General features: G+C 69.8%; 16 protein-coding genes and 1 tRNA gene. 8 read left to right on the forward strand and 9 right to left on the reverse strand.

The window, feature by feature from the left end; translation table 11 throughout:
* Positions 1 to 11: 11 nt before the first annotated feature.
* The gene (locus tag BJY22_RS13515; RefSeq protein ID WP_167206711.1) at positions 12 to 308 is read left to right on the forward strand and encodes a type II toxin-antitoxin system Phd/YefM family antitoxin; all 297 of its coding nucleotides are present in this window, start codon (positions 12 to 14) and stop codon (positions 306 to 308) included.
* On the forward strand, positions 305 to 706 hold the full coding sequence (locus BJY22_RS13520; RefSeq protein WP_167206713.1) for a PIN domain-containing protein: 402 nt from the start codon (positions 305 to 307) through the stop codon (positions 704 to 706). Before BJY22_RS13515 ends, BJY22_RS13520 begins: the two co-directional genes overlap by 4 nt.
* A 14-nt stretch (positions 707 to 720) precedes the next feature.
* Here the strand turns inward: BJY22_RS13520 and BJY22_RS13525 are convergent, their stop codons facing one another.
* Complete coding sequence (locus BJY22_RS13525; RefSeq protein WP_167206715.1) at positions 721 to 1,290, reverse strand: SbtR family transcriptional regulator; 570 nt, start codon at positions 1,288 to 1,290, stop codon at positions 721 to 723.
* 129 nt (positions 1,291 to 1,419) lie between these two features.
* On the opposite strand from BJY22_RS13525, the gene BJY22_RS13530 reads away from it, so the two are divergent.
* The 4 genes from BJY22_RS13530 to BJY22_RS13545 all read left to right on the forward strand — a co-directional run bounded on the left by BJY22_RS13530 (position 1,420) and on the right by BJY22_RS13545 (position 5,238).
* On the forward strand, positions 1,420 to 2,847 hold the full coding sequence (locus BJY22_RS13530; protein ID WP_167206732.1) for an MFS transporter: 1,428 nt from the start codon (positions 1,420 to 1,422) through the stop codon (positions 2,845 to 2,847).
* Between the two features lie 21 nt (positions 2,848 to 2,868).
* Positions 2,869 to 3,723 (forward strand): uracil-DNA glycosylase, encoded by an 855-nt coding sequence (locus BJY22_RS13535; protein ID WP_167206734.1) that lies wholly within the window; start codon positions 2,869 to 2,871, stop codon positions 3,721 to 3,723.
* A 64-nt stretch (positions 3,724 to 3,787) separates the two neighbouring features.
* Positions 3,788 to 4,531: a hypothetical protein gene (locus tag BJY22_RS13540; RefSeq protein ID WP_167206737.1), complete on the forward strand. Its 744-nt coding sequence runs from the start codon at positions 3,788 to 3,790 to the stop codon at positions 4,529 to 4,531.
* On the forward strand, positions 4,528 to 5,238 hold the full coding sequence (locus BJY22_RS13545; protein WP_167206745.1) for a DUF4190 domain-containing protein: 711 nt from the start codon (positions 4,528 to 4,530) through the stop codon (positions 5,236 to 5,238). Before BJY22_RS13540 ends, BJY22_RS13545 begins: the two co-directional genes overlap by 4 nt.
* 8 nt (positions 5,239 to 5,246) lie before the next feature.
* On the opposite strand, the gene BJY22_RS13550 is transcribed toward BJY22_RS13545, so the two are convergent.
* From BJY22_RS13550 to BJY22_RS13560, 3 genes are all read right to left on the reverse strand, one after another.
* Positions 5,247 to 5,329: transfer RNA gene (locus BJY22_RS13550), tRNA-Leu, on the reverse strand.
* A 24-nt stretch (positions 5,330 to 5,353) separates the two neighbouring features.
* Complete coding sequence (gene def, locus BJY22_RS13555; RefSeq protein ID WP_167206747.1) at positions 5,354 to 5,896, reverse strand: peptide deformylase; 543 nt, start codon at positions 5,894 to 5,896, stop codon at positions 5,354 to 5,356.
* Positions 5,893 to 6,399, reverse strand: a complete 507-nt coding sequence (locus BJY22_RS13560) for a glycine cleavage system transcriptional repressor (RefSeq protein WP_167206749.1) — start codon at positions 6,397 to 6,399, stop codon at positions 5,893 to 5,895. Before BJY22_RS13560 ends, def begins: the two co-directional genes overlap by 4 nt.
* Before the next feature lie 104 nt (positions 6,400 to 6,503).
* Here BJY22_RS13560 and BJY22_RS13565 point away from each other — a divergent pair, with 104 nt between their 5' ends.
* Positions 6,504 to 7,622, forward strand: coding sequence for a sensor histidine kinase (locus BJY22_RS13565; protein WP_167206751.1), 1,119 nt, complete (start codon positions 6,504 to 6,506; stop codon positions 7,620 to 7,622).
* Positions 7,619 to 8,278, forward strand: a complete 660-nt coding sequence (locus BJY22_RS13570) for a response regulator (RefSeq protein ID WP_167206753.1) — start codon at positions 7,619 to 7,621, stop codon at positions 8,276 to 8,278. The genes BJY22_RS13565 and BJY22_RS13570 overlap by 4 nt, the downstream gene beginning before the upstream one ends.
* Before the next feature lie 9 nt (positions 8,279 to 8,287).
* On the opposite strand, the gene BJY22_RS13575 is transcribed toward BJY22_RS13570, so the two are convergent.
* The 5 genes from BJY22_RS13575 to BJY22_RS13595 all read right to left on the reverse strand — a co-directional run bounded on the left by BJY22_RS13575 (position 8,288) and on the right by BJY22_RS13595 (position 13,966).
* Entirely contained in the window at positions 8,288 to 8,749 is a 462-nt protein-coding gene (locus BJY22_RS13575; RefSeq protein WP_167206755.1) for a nitroreductase/quinone reductase family protein, read from the reverse strand.
* Between the two features lie 59 nt (positions 8,750 to 8,808).
* Positions 8,809 to 9,390 (reverse strand): helix-turn-helix transcriptional regulator, encoded by a 582-nt coding sequence (locus tag BJY22_RS13580; RefSeq protein WP_202891101.1) that lies wholly within the window; start codon positions 9,388 to 9,390, stop codon positions 8,809 to 8,811.
* Positions 9,391 to 9,403: 13 nt separating this feature from the next.
* Positions 9,404 to 11,113: a PDR/VanB family oxidoreductase gene (locus BJY22_RS41030; protein WP_202891102.1), complete on the reverse strand. Its 1,710-nt coding sequence runs from the start codon at positions 11,111 to 11,113 to the stop codon at positions 9,404 to 9,406.
* 161 nt (positions 11,114 to 11,274) lie between these two features.
* A complete protein-coding gene (locus tag BJY22_RS13590) occupies positions 11,275 to 12,582 on the reverse strand; it encodes an NAD(P)/FAD-dependent oxidoreductase (protein WP_167206757.1) in 1,308 nt (435 codons plus the stop codon).
* 181 nt (positions 12,583 to 12,763) lie between these two features.
* Positions 12,764 to 13,966 (reverse strand): GNAT family N-acetyltransferase, encoded by a 1,203-nt coding sequence (locus tag BJY22_RS13595; protein WP_167206759.1) that lies wholly within the window; start codon positions 13,964 to 13,966, stop codon positions 12,764 to 12,766.
* Positions 13,967 to 14,139: the final 173 nt, after the last annotated feature.

The following is a 14,139-nucleotide window of genomic DNA, read 5'->3' on the forward strand; positions in this document are numbered from 1 at the left end:
ACATTTGCTGCATGGTGATTGCCAACGAGCATGCCGTGGGGCTGCGTGAGTTGCGCCACAAGACGAGTGAGGTGCTGGCCCGCGTCCGCCATGGCGAGACCATCGACGTGACCGAGTACGGCCGTCTGGTGGCGCGGATCGTGCCTGTGGAGGAGCGCGCGGAGACGCCGGTGCTCGATCGGCTTGCGGCAGAAGGACGAGTCCGGCCCGCGGTACGTCCCGGCTATCGGCCGCGGATGCGGGCTGGCGACGGCACTGATCGATTGGGTGACGCTCTCGCCGCACTGCGCGACGAGGAGTCTTGGTGAGTCTCTACTACATCGACACCTCCGCGGCGCTCAAGTTGCTGGTGGAGGAGAGCCATTCCAAGGCGTTCGCGGAGTTCTACGACCAGGCGGCGGGTGCCACCTGGGTGAGTTCGGCGCTGCTGCGCATCGAGGTGATGCGGGCAGTGACCAGGGTGTTCCCCGCCTTGTTGCCGGATGCGCGGGAGCTACTGCTCGCCTTCGACTTTGTCAGTATCGACGACGACATCGTCGATGCCGCCATGAACGAACCGGACCGGATGCTGCGATCGCTCGACGCGATCCATCTGTCCACCGCTCGGGTCCTGGGAACGGATCTGTCGGGGCTGGCCACCTACGACGACAGGCTCGCCGCGGCAGGCGAAGACGCAGGCTTCGAGATCGTCAGTCCCCGCGGCTGACCGCCCGCTCGTGATCAGCGGGTGCGGACGCCGTCCAGGGCGATGGTGAGGACTCGGTCTCGTTGGGCCTGGTCGACGTAGCCGGCGGCGGTGAGGCCGCTGACCATCCGGAGCAGGTCGTCGAACGACACGTCCTTGCGGGCCTCGCCGGCTTGCTGGGCGCGTTCGAACAGCGGGGCGCCGGCGGCGTACATCGCCTCCCGGGCGGCCTTGAAGTTGTCGGCCTCGCGGTTCAGTGACTCCCAGATCGCGCGCTTGGTCGCGGCGTACCCGACGAAGCGGTGCAGCCACGTGGTGAGCGCCTCCCACGGCGGCAGGTCGGCCGCTTCCTCCGCGGCGCGGCACAGCTCCTCGATCTCACCGAAGTACACCGCGTTCAGCAGGTCCTGACGGTTCGGGAAGTTCCGGTAGAGCGTGCCGATCCCGACGCCGGCCTGGCGCGCGATGTCCTCCAGCGACGCCCCGACGCCCTTGGCCGCGAACGCGTCCCGGGCGGCCGTGAGCAGGGCGTCGAAGTTCCGCCGCGCGTCCGCCCGCTGCGGCCGGCGTACGTCGACGCGCAGCTCAGGCCTGCTCTGATCCACACTTCACCCTAGCGACTTGGAACCGGAGGTATCCCTCCGTTATAGTGGAGGCATACCTCGACTTTACCAGGCCGGGGAATTCCCGCGCCGCTGTCCGGCGCGCTCCCACCCCTTGCGAAGGACTTCTGCATGCCTGACATCAGGTCTGGAAACCCACGGCTCACGCTGGCGGTGCTGGCGACGGTCGTGGCCTCGTTCTCGATGCTGCAGTCGCTGGTCAGCCCGGCGCTGCCGGTCATCCAGCACGACCTGCACACCACCCCGGGCACCGTCACCTGGGTGTTCACCGCACTGCTGCTCGCGGTCTCGGTCGCGACCCCGCTGCTCGGCCGGATCGGCGACATGGTCGGCAAGGAACGCACGCTGCTCATCGCCTTGACCGCGCTCGCGATCGGCTGCCTGATCGCCGCCCTCGCGCCGAACATCGGCGTACTGATCGCGGCCCGCGTGTTCCAGGGTGTCGGCGGGGCCGTGTTCCCGTTGGCGTTCGGGATCATCCGTGACGAGTTCCCGGCCGAGCGGGTCCCGTCCGTGGTCGGCGTGGTGTCGGCCCTCATCGCCGCCGGCGGCGGTCTGGGCATCGTGCTCGCCGGGCCGATCGTGGAGTGGCTCGGCTGGCGCTGGCTGTTCTGGATCCCGATGGCGGTCGTCACGGTGTCGACAGTGCTGGTACGGCGGTACGTCCCGGAGTCCCCGAACCGTGTCCCCGGCCGCATCGACTGGCTGGCGGCAACCCTGCTGTCCGGCTGGCTGATCGCGTTGCTGCTGCCGTTGAGCACGGGCCGGTCCTGGGGCTGGGCCTCGTTGCGTACGACGGGACTCTTCGCGCTGGCCGCCGTACTGTTCGCCGGCTGGATCGCGGTCGAGCTGCGCTCGAAGAACCCGTTGATCGACATGCGGATGATGCGCCGCCCGGCGGTCTGGACGACGAACCTGGTGGCGCTGCTGTTCGGTGCGGCGATGTTCGCGGTGTACGCGTTCGTGCCGCAGTTCCTGCAGATCCCGAAGGCAGCCGGGTTCGGTTTCGGCGCGAGCGTGACGCAGGCCGGGCTGCTGATGCTGCCGATGCTGGTGACGATGGCGGTCGCGGGGTCGTTCAGCGGTCCGCTCGCGGCGCGGTTCAGCGCGAAGGCGCAGGTCGTCTCCGGTTCGTCGATGAGTCTCGTCGCGGCGCAGATGTTCGCCGAGTTCCACGACGCGCAGTGGCAGATCGCGTTGTCGACCGCGCTCTTCGGGGTCGGTCTGGGGCTGGCCTACGCGGCCATGACCAGCCTGATCGTGCAGAACGTCCCGCGCGAACAGACCGGCGCGGCCACTGGCATGAACGCCAACATCCGCACCATCGGCGGCTCGATCGGTACGGCACTCGCCAGCTCCATCATCACCGGCCACGTCCAGCCCTCCGGCCTCCCCGCCGAGTCCGGCTTCACCGACACGTTCCTCCTCCTGTCGGCCTTCGCCGCCGCAGCCGTCGTACTGGCCCGCGCCATTCCGAGCTCCCGCCGTACGCCGCCAACCCCGATCACCCGGCCAACCGAGGAACAGCTGGCCGCCTGACCGGGCCTCTAGGCTGGCGGGATGAAGCTTCCGCACCCGCTGACCGGGCAGTTGTTCGAGAGTCCGGTGCCGCCTGGGACGGGGTGGCCGGAGGATCCGGCGGTACGGCGTACGCCGGTGGCGCACGATGCGGGCGAGGTGATGCGGCTCGCGACGACTGGTGAGCTGGCCGAACTCGAGGCGCGGGTGTCGGTGTGCAAGGCCTGCCCGCGGTTGGTGGAGTGGCGTGAGGACGTTGCCGTCGGCAAGCGGAAGTCGTTCGCGGAGCAGCCGTACTGGGGCCGGCCGATCCCCGGCTGGGGCGCGGCCGAGCCGAAGATCCTGATCGCCGGCCTCGCCCCGGCGGCGAACGGCGGGAACCGGACCGGCCGGGTGTTCACGGGCGATCGCTCCGGTGACTGGCTGTTCGCCGCGCTCCATCGCGTCGGCCTCGCCAACCAGCCGACGAGCGAGCACGCCGGTGACGGCCTGCACCTGATCGGCACCCGGATGATCGCGGCCGTCCGCTGCGCCCCGCCCGCCAACAAACCCACGCCGGCCGAGCGCGACACCTGCGCGCCGTGGTTCCGCCGCGAGCTCGAGCTCGTCCTGCCCGGCGTCGAGGCGATCGTCTGCCTGGGCAAGTTCGGGTACGACGCCCTGCTCAGCGCGCTCGCCGCGGCCGGGGCCGACGTACCGCGCCCGCGCCCGCGGTTCGGCCACGCCGTGGAGCACCGGATCGCAACCCCGCTGGGCGATGTCACAGTTCTGGGCTGCTTCCACCCCAGCCAGCAGAACACGTTCACCGGCAAGCTGACCGAACAGATGACCGACGCCGTCCTCAATCGCGCCAAATCCTTGGCGGGGTTGTCCACAGACCCGCAGAACCAGAGTTGACCTAGGTGCAGGAGGTAGTGAAAGCTCTCGACTATGTACGCCGCCCCAAGCCGCTGCTGCGCACATGACGCGTGACAACCTGCCCGAGCAGTCTCGGGGACGTCCGGCCGCGCAGCGGCCCGCGGGTGGAGGCGTCGAGCGTGCGCCGGCCGCGCCGAACCTTCCCGGTGCTCACCAGGCCTCGGCGCTGGGGTTCGTCCCGAGCCCGGACCGGTTCCACTGGTGGGCGGAGCTTCACGACGACGTCAAGGCGTACCTCGAGCGCAAGGTAGGACCGGCCATCGAGTGGTGGGCCGACCTGCACGAACGCGAGCGCGACCGGCCGTACGCCGTCGTACTCGGACCCAACGGGCTCGCGGTGACGACACCACGCGTCAACAGCCAGGGGCAGCGGACCCAGAGTGTGCGCATCGACCCGTTCGTACCGTCGAGCATCCGGCACGCCGTCGTACAGCAGCAGCCCACGCGGCCCCGCGGCGGTTTGCGCTCGCTGGTGTCGCGCGACCGGGGTGAACGCCCGGCGACCACCGCGCCGCAGCTGGAGCTCACCCAGGAGATGCGCGGCATCCTCGGCAATCTGCCGCTGGAAGCCCAGCAGCGATTGCAGACACCGTTTCTCGGAGCCCAGGCCGTCACGCACTACCGGTCCTACTACTACGGCAACGACGAGGACCTCGACATGTGGTGCTACCTCGCCGGTGAGAAGACCGTCACGTTCGCGACCGGGCATCGCACTCTGCCCAGCGGCGCCGACCCGCAGCAGGCGTCCTGGCGACTGGTCTGTTACCAGGCGGACGTCGCCCGATGAGTTCGAGCCGGGACTTCCGGGACCTCGGCGGAGCTGATCCCTGGAGGCTGCTCGGGGTACGGCGGGACGCCGGGGCCGAGGAGATCAAGCGGAGCTACCGCCGCCTGTCGCGAAACCACCACACCGACGTGGGCGGCGACGCCGACCAGCAGGCCAGGCTGAACCGCGCCTACGAGATCCTCTCCGACCCGAACCGCCGCGCCGGCTACGCGCTCCTCCTGCAGCGCAAGTCCGAGCCGCCGACCGCCGACAGGCGCGAGCCTGAGCCGGAAGAAGAAGCCCCGGACCCCTTCCAGTGGTCGTCCGGCCCCGCCCCGGGATCCCCACCACCCCGCCAGAACACGTACGCCGCCCCGCCGCACGACGAGACGTACCCCGCCCCACCGTACCGGGATCCGTACACCGCCCCGCGGCACGACGATCCCTACAAGGCTCCGCCGTACCGCGATCCTTACACCGCACCGCGGTACGACGACCGCCGTTACGAGCAGCCCGCCAGCGCGAGGACCGGAGGCCTGAGCGGCCACGCGGTCGCCGCGCTGCTCACCGTCGTCATCTGCCAGCCGGTCTCGATCGTCCTGGCGATCAAGGCCCTCCGCACGATGCGCCGGAGCGGCAAGCGCGGCAAGACCATCGCCTGGCTCGCCCTGTTCCTCGACCTGGCCGTCATCGCCTTCACCGTCTACGACCGCATCCTCACCAGCTGACGAGCCGGTGCCCGGGACGGGATTCGAACCCGTATGCCTGTGAAGGCCAGGAGGTTTAAGCTCCCTGCGTCTGCCGTTCCGCCACCCGGGCCGAGGCTAGGACGAGACTACTCGTTTACTGATAGACCTTCCGGGGGTACACGGCGTGGGCGCCGGCCACCCGGTCCAGGAACAGCTTCCCGCTGCAGTGGTCGATCTCGTGCTGGAGTGCCCGCGCCTCGAAGGCGTCCGTGGTGATCGTGATCTCTTCCGTCGTCCCCGGGAGTACGCCGGTGACGGTGAGCCGGGTCGCGCGCTTGACGTCGCCGGTGAAGTCGGGCACCGACATGCACCCTTCACGGGCCTTCTCGTTGCGCGAGGCCTCGACCACGACCGCGTTGCACAGCACGAAGACACCGTGGCAGGTGCGGGTCTTCGGATGACCGGTCACGTCCAGCGAGAACATCTGCGCCGCGACACCGACCTGCGGCGCCGCGAGACCGACGCACCCGGGAGACACCCGCATCGTCGCGACCAGGTCCGCGGCGAGCTGGATCATCTCCGGATCGAGCGGATCGACGGTCGCGCCCTCGGTCGCCAGCACGGGATGCGGCGCCCGGACGACCTCGAGCACCCTGCCCTCGACGTCCAGCCGGGCAGGGGACCAGTCGGTGATCACAGTTCGTCGCTCTCGGCCGGGCGCAGCGTGACGCCCACCCCGAGCTCCTCGGCGGTGATCTCGAGCGCTCGGTCGAGCGTCTCCAGCTCCGCCGTCGGCGGCAGCTCGACCTCGGCGGTCAGCACGTACAGCCCGCCGCTCAGCCGCGTCGCCAGGTCGGTGATCGTCCCGCCGGCGGACGCGATCATCCGCGTCACGGCCGCCACGATCCCCGGCCGATCCGCACCGTGCACGCTCAGCATGTACGGCGGCCCGATCGGCGCGTGCTCGTGCTCGGGGCCCATCGTCCGGACCGTGATCACCAGCTCGCCCCGCAGCGGCTCGAGCGCCGACTTCACCTCGTCGAACGGGCCGGCGCAGACGATCATCATCGCGAAATGGCCGCGCAGCAGCGTCATGGTCGAGTCCTCGAGGTTGACCCCGGTACCGGCCAGGGCCTCGGTGACGTCGGCGATGATCCCCGGGCGGTCCGGGCCGATGACGGTGACTGCGAGCTGACTCATGCCCGGCAACCTACCGCCGACCTAAGTACCGTCCCGCACCGACTTCGGTATCCGGACACCCGCGATCACCACGGAGATCGCTTACCCACCGCTACATTCAAGACATGACCGAGCCGGGACGCCGTCGCAGCGCGCGGGACTGGGTGGTGGACAGTCTCGTCTTCGTCGGCGCGATCCTGCTCGGGCTCTACACGTACGACGAAGGCACGCGCGACCCTGTCCACGAGGTGCTGCTCGGGGTCGATCTGCTGTCCGGGATGCTGTTGTGCGTCTCGCTCTGGTTCCGGCGCCGCCGGCCGGTCGAGCTCGCGCTGCTCGCCGCCGTGTTCTCGCTCTACTCCGACGCCAGCAGCGGCGCGACGCTGGTGCTGATCATGACGGTCGCCATCCACCGGCCCTGGCGTACGTCTGCGCTGATCTTCGCCGCGAACGCTGTGAGCCTCCTGGTCTATCTGCAGATACGGCAGAAGGCCGACGCCGAGGCGCTCATGGTCGCGGCCGTCGCCATGTACGCCGCGGTCGCCGGCTGGGGGTTCTACATCCGCTCCCGCCGGCAGCTCCTGCAGACGCTGCGGGACCGGGCCGACCGCGCCGAGACGGTGGCCACGCTGCAGGCCGAGCAGGCCCAGCTCCGGGCGCGCGAGGAGATCGCCCGCGAGATGCACGACGTCCTCGGTCACCGGCTGTCGCTGTTGAGCGTGCACGCCGGCGCGTTGGCGTACCGGCCGGACGCGTCCACCGAGGAAGTCGCCGGCGCTGCTGAGATCATCCGCGCGAGCGCCCACCAGGCGCTGCAGGATCTCCGGGAGGTCATCGGCGTACTGCGGGCTCCTGTCGGCGAGTTGCCGCAGCCCGCGTTCTCCGATCTGCCCGCGCTGGTGGAGGGTTCGCGCGCGGCGGGGATCCCCGTCGAGCTGACCCTCGACGCGCGCGGCGCGATGCCGGAGCACGTCGGGCGTACGGCGTACCGGATCGTCCAGGAGGGACTGACGAACGCGGTCAAGCACGCGCCGGGTGAGCCGGTGACGATCAGCGTGACCGGTGCCCCGGGCAACGGATTGTCCGTGGAGCTGCGCAATCCGGCGCCCGACCGCAGACGTGGCGTCGGTCAAGGACTGAAGGGACTCAGCGAACGCGCCGCCCTCGTCGACGGCCGGCTCGAACACGGCCGCACCCCCGACGGCGACTTCCGCCTGCACGCCTGGTTACCGTGGCCGGCATGACGATCCGGGTTCTGATTGTGGACGACGATCCGTTGTTGCGGGCCGGGTTGAAGCTGATGCTCGGCGGGGCGCAGGACATCCGGGTCGTGGGCGAGGCGGGTGACGGGTCCGGCGTCCAAGGCCTGATCGACCGGCTCGCGCCGGACGTGATCCTGATGGACATCCGGATGCCCGGCACCGATGGGCTGACCGCCACCGAGGCGGTACGTCGCCGGCCGGGCGCACCCGAGGTCGTCATCCTCACCACGTTCGACGCCGACGAGCACGTCCTGCGGGCCCTCCGCGCCGGTGCGGCCGGATTCGTCCTCAAGGACACGCCGCCCGCCGAGATCGTCGAGTCGGTCCGCCGGGTCGCCGCCGGCCAGCCCGTCCTGTCGCCGACCGTGACCAAGCGCCTCATCACCCGCGTCGCCGACTCCGGCCACGACGACCGCAAGTCCAAGGCCCTCGCCCGCCTCACGGACCTGAACGACCGCGAACGCGAGATCGCCGTCGCCGTCGGCCAGGGCAAGTCGAACGCCGAGATCAGCGCGAGCCTCTACCTGAGCGTCCCCACCGTGAAGACGCACGTCTCCCGCATCCTCACCAAACTCGACCTGAACAACCGCGTCCAGATCGCCCTCCTCGTCCACGACGCGGGCATGCTCCACGACTAACACCCACGACTAGCGCGGTTCGAGCACCACGACCTGGGTCGGCTTCGAGCGGCGGGCGGCCCACGCGTCGAGGTGCTTGTCGATCTCCTGCCAGCGCGCCCACAGGCGCTCCCGCTCCTCGCCCTCGGCCGCGCGGCCGCGCACCGACCGTGTCCCGTCGGCGACCACGACCTCGGCGTCCGGATGCGCCTGCAAATTGAGCCACCAGGCGGGTTCCGGTTCCTCCCAGCCGTTCATCGCCATCGTGACCAGGTTCGGCCCGTCCTCGTAGTACCCGAGGATGACGCTGCGCGGCTCGCCGGTGCGCCGCCCGGGCACGGTCAGCCGCAGCGTGCCGTAGTGCTGCCGGTCCCGCGGCAGCGACAAGCCGAGCCGGCCGCCGCTCATCGTGTAGATCCGGCGATGAAGCTTCCACGCCCCCAACTTCACCCACCGCGGCGGCACCCACCCGCCCCGCTCCGAACTACCCATGTCCCCCTCCAGACACTCGTGGGCATCAGCGTGTCAGAGCGGGACCGAGGAGAGAAGCCCTACGACCGACGCGGATGCAGCCGCGACCACAGCGTTCCGACGTCGCCCTCGGCGACCTGGGACCGGAGCCTCCGGACGAACTTCTGCTCGGCCTCGGCCAGCGCGAGTTCGTACTCGTACTCGATCTTGTGGACCCACTCCACGTCCTCGCGAGGCCGCGCCCGCTCACGTAGTTCGTCGATCCGCAGCTTCAGCGCCTCCAGCCGCTCGCCCAGCAAGGCGGCCACGTCGTCGGGCGGCAGTACGACGATCAACGCCAGCGCGGCCTCGAACCGCGGGTATTCCTTCACCGGTACGGCGACCAGCTCGCGCATCTGCTCCGTGAGCACCTCCTGCCCGGACGGAGTCAGTGCGTACACGGTCCGCTCGGGCAGCTGGCCCGCCCGTGTCGTCTCCTGCGACTCGATGTAGCCGTCGCGCAGCAGCTGCTTCACCACCATGTACAGCGACGCATGCCGGTACTTGATGCTCTCCTGTTTGTTGCGTGCCTTCAGCAACCGGCCGAGCTCGTACGGATGCATCGGTCGCTCCTGCAGGAAGGCGAGCACGACCAGGCCGAGCGGATTGCTGACCCCTGCCACGCTCACCCTCCCTTCAGACGTCCAGCACGATGCGCCGTCCCTTCGCCCGTGACACGCACGGGTACATCACGTCGGTCCGGTCGCGCTCATGATTCTGCAGTACGTCGTCCCGGTGGTCCGGCACCCCTCCGAGAACGCGGACCTCGCAGCTCCCGCAGATCCCATCCTCGCAGGCGGCGTCGAGCGTCGGGTCGACCTCGTGAATCGCGTCCAGCAGGCTCCGCCCGGCAGGCACCTCGACGACGACGCCACTGCGCTGCAGCACCGCCTCGAACGGCTCGGCCACGGCGGACCGCTCGGTCGGGACGAACCGCTCCGTGTACAGCGTCGCCTGCTGCGGCATCGCCTCCTCCACGGCCTTCATCAGCGACTCCGGACCGCAGCAGTAGACCGCCGTACCCGGTGCAACACCGGCGAGCAGGGCCGCGAGGTCCGGTCGTGGCGTCTCGTCCGCCGGCAGCAGCGTCACGCGATCGTCGCCGCCCAGTTCGGCTGCGTAGGCCATCGATGCCCGCGACCGTCCACGATAGACCAGCCGCCAGTCGTCGCGCGCGGCGATCATCGGCAGGAACGGCGTGATTCCGATGCCTCCGGCAATGAACAGGTACGAGGGCGCGTCGACCAGCGGGAATTTGTTCCGCGGCCCGCGCAGCTCGATCCGCGTTCCCGCCGGCAACCGGTGGAGCTCCACGGACCCGCCGCGGCCGTGCGGCTCGCGGAGAACCGTCACGACGTACTCGCCGTCGCGCTCACCGGCGATCGAGTACTGCCGGACGAGGCCGGAGGGCAGTACGAGGTCGACGTGAGCCCCCGGCTCCCAACGCGGCAGGGAGCCGTGTGTCGGACGCAGCGTCAGCTCGACCGTGTCCTCGGCCACCTGCGTGGTTCGGCTGATCCTGACGTTGCGCTTGTCCTTCTGCCGGCGTCCCCACCGTGTCTTGCCGCCGGGCTTGTAGAGGGACAGCAGCATCGCCGCGACCAGGCTGAGCAGCGGCAGGCCGAATCCCGCGAACACGATGCCGCCGTCGGCCTCGAGCGCCGCCGTACTGCCGCCGCTCGCTGCCAGAGCCTCGGCCTGCTCGATCACCGCGCCGACCGAGTCCTCGACGTACGCGAACGCCGAGAACAGGATCGCGAACGAGATCACCAGTTTCGCGGCGACCCAGCGGTAGCGGATCAGGCCCCACCGCGTGGTCAGCCCGAGCGCGAGACCGGTGAGTGTGGTGGCGAAGTTGGCCCACGGCAGCAGCGTGATGTCGAACTGCGACACGAGGCGGTAAACGACGACCGCGGTGTCGATGTCGTCCGTCGTCAGCCCGATCACGGTCAGCGTGACGACCGCGCAGGTGATGCCGACCCAGGCCGCGGCGCTGATCGCGTGCGCCGCGACGAGCGCCCGGTGAGGGCCACGGCGCAACTGCCCTGCGAGCAACGCCAGCACCGGTACGGCGATCCAGCAGCAGAACATCACCAAGATGTCGCCGACGGCGAACCCGAGCGCGAGTGTCAGCAGCACCTGTAGCCAGCCGAACCCGAGCAGGACCGCTCGTGGCGTGCTGGGCAGCAACGCCAGCAGGAGACCGAGGGTGAAGGCGACCAGGGCGAGCAGCATCAGCAGCGGCTCCCGCAGCTCCGGCACGCGCAGTGGGAACAGCGGTGGGAGCAGTGACAGGACGACGGCCAGTACGGCGTAGACGAACAGGGCGTTCCGAGCTTTGACCATGGCGGCCCACCTTCGAGTAGTCAGGATCGACTAGTCGATAGTGACTACTCAGGGCGGCCGTCGGCATCAGGTCTTGTCCCTACTCGTCCCTGAAAAGGGCAAGAAGAAGGCCGGGCCCCCGGCGAGTTGGGGGCCCGGCCGATCAGGTGTTGACCTGCGACCTACGACTGGGTCGCGCGGCGGAACTCCTCGTTGGGAGTCTGCAGGCTGCCGAGGCTGGTCACCTCGCGGCGGAAGAACAGGGCCAGCGACCAGTCGAGGATGACCCGGGCCTTCCGGTTGAAGGTAGGCACGCGGGACACGTGGTACGTCCGGTGCAGGAACCAGGCCAGCCAGCCCTTCACCTTCACGCCGTACAGCTGGGCGACGCCCTTGTGCAGGCCGAGGCTCGCGACCGAGCCGACGTACTTGTGCTTGTAGTCCTGCGGCGGCTGCCCGTCGACGACCCGGAGGATGTTCGCGGCGAGCCGGTTGGCCTGGCGTACGGCGTGCTGCGCGTTCGGGGCGCAGTACGCACCGGTCTCACTGGTCAGGTCCGGTACGGCGGCGTTGTCGCCGGCGGTCCAGGCGTCGTCGACGCCCTCGATCCGCAGATTCGGCAGCGTCTTGAGCCGGCCCTTCTCGTCCAGCGGGAAGTCGGTCGCGGCGAGCGCCGGGTTCGCCTTCACGCCCGCCGTCCAGACGATCGTGTCGGCGTCGAACTCCTCGCCGTCGCTGAGGATCACGTGGCCCTTCTCGCAGGACTCCAGCCGGGTCTCCAGCCGGATGTCCATGTTCCGCTTGCGGAGCTGGTCCACGGTGTACTTGCCGAGATCGGTGCCGACCTCGGGGAGGATGCGGTTGGTCGCTTCGACGAGCACCCAGCGCATGTCCTCGGGCTTGATGTTGTCGTAGTAGCGGGTGGCGTAGCGGGCCATGTCCTCGAGCTCCGCGAACGCCTCCACGCCGGCGTACCCGCCGCCGATGAAGACGAAGGTGAGCGCGGACTTGCGCAGCGCCGGGTCGGGCTGCGACGACGCGACGTCGAGCCGGTCCAGGACCTTGTTGCGCAGCGCGATGGCCTCTTCGACGTTCTTGAACCCGGTGGCCTCCTCGGCGAGACCCGGGATCGGCAGCGTACGGGCGATCGAGCCGAGCGCGACCACGATCTGGTCGTAGGCGAGCTCGTACTCCGGACCCTCTTCCGGCAGCACCTTGGCGACCTTGTGGGCATGGTCGATACCGGTCACCCGGCCGGTCACCACCCGGCAGCCCTTGAGGGTCTTGCGCAGCGGCACCACGACGTGCCGCGGCTCCACCGATCCGGCCGCGGCCTCGGGCAGGAACGGCTGGTAGGTCATCACCGAACGCGGGTCGACCACGGTCACCCGGATCCGGCCCTTGCGGGCGGCCCGGCGCAGGCCGTACGCCGTGTACATCCCGACGTAACCGCCTCCGACGACGAGGATGTGCGGCACCTGGGCTGTCATGCGGTTCACTCTCCCTGAGTGGATCTCCGACTTCATGTTCACTTCAACGCTAAATGCTCGTGAAAGATTTCACAAACCCTCCGAAGAGTGATCTCACCCACCGAACATCCCCCGCCCGAGGGACCGCTCATCTCCTCATGGTGCGGTCCCGGGGGCGGTGCCGACCAGCCCCGGCGGAGCTCTACGCGGTCGGGAGGCGGTAGACCGAGACGTGCGAGGGTGAGTCGGCGGTGAAGGGGGAGCCGGTCCAGTCGGCGTGGCGGGACTCGAGGGTGAAGCCGGCCAGTTGGGCCATAAGGTCGAGCTCGGCGGGCCAGATGTAGCGGTGCGGAGTACGGAAGAGCTGGGCCTCGGTGCCCTCGCCGAAGTGGAAGTGGTGCGAGACCACGTGCTGGCGCAGTACGTCGTACGTATCGAGCAGGATGTAGCCGGGATCGGCGACGCCGACGGTCGCGGGGGTGCCGGGTGGGAGGCGACGGAGTTCGGGGACCCAGAGTTCGATGACGAAGCGGCCGCCGGGGGAGAGGTGACGGGCGGCGTTCCGGAAGCAGGCGACCTGCTCCTCCTGGGTCAGCAGGTTCGCGATCGTGTTGTACACGAGGTAGACGAGCGTGAACTCGCCCGGCACCCGCGCGGTCGCCATGTCGCCCGCTACGACCGGGATCGTGTCCTCGTCGGCTTTCGTCCGCAGCTGCTCGAGCATCGCGGTCGACAGCTCGATCCCGCTGACAGGGACGCCGCGCTCGGACAGCGGTACGGCGACCCGCCCGGTGCCGATCGCGAACTCGAGCGCGTGCCCGGTCCCAGCCAGCTCCGCCAGCCGCTCCACGGTCGGCCCGAGGACGTCGTCCGCGAACGCCCCGGTGCCCGGGGTGTCGTACCGCTCGGCAACCTCGGCGTTCCAGATCCGGTTCTGCTCCACGTCCTTCGACCACCGCAGGACGTCCTCGGCGCCGTCCTCACCGATCTTCACGAAGCCGAGGCGGTCGTACAGGCGGCGCGCGTCCGGGTTGTCGCGCTCGACGTGCAGCCGTAGCGGTACGCCGCGGCGCGCAGCCTCGTCCTTCAGGTCGGTGATGATCGCCGTCCCGATACCGCGGTTCTGGACGTCCGGGTGCAGTTGGATGCCGTTCAGTTCGACCGCGTCCGCCGTGCGACTGACCCGGAGCCGGCCGACGCTGCGGTTGCCGACCTCGACGACGTACAGGTCGGTCGCGGGGTCGTCGATCGACTCGCGGCTCCACTCCTCGAACCCGGTCTGCCACGTTGCCTCGTCGAAGTCCGCGGGCAGGCGACCCTGAGCACGGGTCGCCGCGATCGTCACCTCGGCCAGGAACGCGACATCGGCCGCTTCAGCCGGCCGAATGCGATGGAGGTCTGCCATGACCAGCCAACCTATGCACCGGCCAGTCGGCCTGCGACCGGTTTTCACCCGGGAACGAGCGGACCTGGGGCCAATGCCGTTCCGCTAGGCGGTGTGGGGTGTTGTCGAGCGTGGCCGTGGTCGACCGGACGGGACCGACGGACAGGAGGCCCGGGACGCGGCCGACCGGCTCT

Origin of the sequence: Kribbella shirazensis (assembly GCF_011761605.1) — a bacterium.
Classification (GTDB): Bacteria; Actinomycetota; Actinomycetes; order Propionibacteriales; family Kribbellaceae; genus Kribbella; species Kribbella shirazensis.

What these genes read in the sequence shown, in the direction of transcription:
- BJY22_RS13515 (WP_167206711.1), top strand. Translation starts at nt 12, where the DNA reads ATGGTGATTGCCAACGAGCATGCCGTGGGGCTGCGTGAGTTGCGCCAC.
- BJY22_RS13565 (WP_167206751.1), top strand. Translation starts at nt 6,504, where the DNA reads ATGACCGAGCCGGGACGCCGTCGCAGCGCGCGGGACTGGGTGGTGGAC.
- BJY22_RS13570 (WP_167206753.1), top strand. Translation starts at nt 7,619, where the DNA reads ATGACGATCCGGGTTCTGATTGTGGACGACGATCCGTTGTTGCGGGCC.
- BJY22_RS13560 (WP_167206749.1), bottom strand. Translation starts at nt 6,399, where the DNA reads ATGAGTCAGCTCGCAGTCACCGTCATCGGCCCGGACCGCCCGGGGATC.
- BJY22_RS13530 (WP_167206732.1), top strand. Translation starts at nt 1,420, where the DNA reads ATGCCTGACATCAGGTCTGGAAACCCACGGCTCACGCTGGCGGTGCTG.
- BJY22_RS13545 (WP_167206745.1), top strand. Translation starts at nt 4,528, where the DNA reads ATGAGTTCGAGCCGGGACTTCCGGGACCTCGGCGGAGCTGATCCCTGG.
- BJY22_RS13540 (WP_167206737.1), top strand. Translation starts at nt 3,788, where the DNA reads ATGACGCGTGACAACCTGCCCGAGCAGTCTCGGGGACGTCCGGCCGCG.
- BJY22_RS13535 (WP_167206734.1), top strand. Translation starts at nt 2,869, where the DNA reads ATGAAGCTTCCGCACCCGCTGACCGGGCAGTTGTTCGAGAGTCCGGTG.
- BJY22_RS41030 (WP_202891102.1), bottom strand. Translation starts at nt 11,113, where the DNA reads ATGGTCAAAGCTCGGAACGCCCTGTTCGTCTACGCCGTACTGGCCGTC.
- BJY22_RS13595 (WP_167206759.1), bottom strand. Translation starts at nt 13,966, where the DNA reads ATGGCAGACCTCCATCGCATTCGGCCGGCTGAAGCGGCCGATGTCGCG.
- BJY22_RS13575 (WP_167206755.1), bottom strand. Translation starts at nt 8,749, where the DNA reads ATGGGTAGTTCGGAGCGGGGCGGGTGGGTGCCGCCGCGGTGGGTGAAG.
- BJY22_RS13590 (WP_167206757.1), bottom strand. Translation starts at nt 12,582, where the DNA reads ATGACAGCCCAGGTGCCGCACATCCTCGTCGTCGGAGGCGGTTACGTC.